This is a genomic window from Stenotrophomonas sp. P5_B8, assembly GCF_054049855.1.
Window position 1 is genome coordinate 1 of record NZ_JBFULO010000702.1, and the last position, 1,215, is coordinate 1,215.

At 60.3% G+C, this 1,215-nt stretch carries 1 protein-coding gene and 1 other RNA gene; one reads left to right on the forward strand and one right to left on the reverse strand.

Going from position 1 to position 1,215, the window contains the following annotated elements:
• On the forward strand, positions 1 to 764 hold a 764-nt coding region (locus ACXJKH_RS20820), incomplete at its 5' end, for a cytochrome P450 (protein ID WP_457322232.1).
• A 64-nt stretch (positions 765 to 828) separates the two neighbouring features.
• On the opposite strand, the gene ssrA is transcribed toward ACXJKH_RS20820, so the two are convergent.
• Positions 829 to 1,215: a transfer-messenger RNA gene (ssrA, locus tag ACXJKH_RS20825) on the reverse strand; the annotation flags it as partial.

A 1,215-nucleotide genomic window follows, 5' to 3' on the forward strand; every position in this document is an offset into this window, starting at 1 on the left:
CGCAGGTGGAGCAGGTGATCCACACGCGCGATCTGCTGCGCAACTTCTTCATCGGCCGCTGTGAGTCGCGCGCGATACACGCAGAACTCCAGCGCCGGCTGCGCGATGGCCATTCTCATCTTGATTATGCGCAGCCGCTGCTTGGACTGCGCGACCGTATCGGGTTGGATAAAGTCACCTATCTGGTCACCGTGCAGTTGATCGCCATTTCCGGCGTACCGGGCATGATGGCGGCGTGCCTTCTACTGGCCATGCAGATGCACCCGGAGTGGCGCGAGAAGATCGAGGCGGAATTCGAGCCGCTGTCGGACGCGCAGATCCACGCACTGCCGATGGCACGCATTCCGTGCACGATGCGCTTCCTGAAAGAAGTGATGCGGCTGTATTCGACGCCGTTCAATAACCGCCGCGTCGCGGTGTGCGACCTGGAGGCGGACGGGCACGCGATACCCGAGGGTAGCGTGTACGAACTCAGCTCCTACATCCAACATCGCTCTGAAAAGTACTGGGACCATCCGCAGGTCTTCGATCCGGACCGCTGGTTGCCGGAGCGTCGTCGGCGCACTGCCGGCATCTACGTGCCGTACGGCTTCCCGTCGCGCTCGTGCGTGGGCTCGGCGGTGGGCAATGCGCAATTGATCCTGCTGTGCGCGTTGCTGGCGCGCGAGTATCGGTTCACGCCCTCCGCCCGCTATCGGCCCGAGGTGCGGATGGACGGATTTGCCATCCCGGCTGCGCTGCACGGCACGTTTTCAAGGCAATAAAAAAGCCGGAAGTCCTGTCACCAGGAACTTCCGGCTTCTTTCCGGCCCCGAAGGGCCGGTCGTATGGTGGAGGTGGGCGGAATTGAACCGCCGTCCGAAGGCACTCCATCCCCGGTACTACATGCTTAGCTCACCGTTGGATCTCATCCTGTGGCAGCACGGTGTGCAAAGCGCACCCCAGGACCAGCCTGCTTTAGTTAAGTCGTGACTGACAGGCAGCCATCACAACCGGTTCCGTGATAATGACCCTACATCTACGAGCACGGGCACAAGTAGGTTCGGGGGTTCGCCTTAGGCGGCTGTAGAACTAAACGCTAAAGCTGTTTTTAGGCAGCGATTGCGAAGTCGTTCGAACCGTAGTTGTCGTCGTTGGCAACTAAAAGTTTGCTGCTGGATTAACGAGGAAAGCTGCCCCCTCGGCATGCACCAAGTAACTTCACAACCCCCGTCG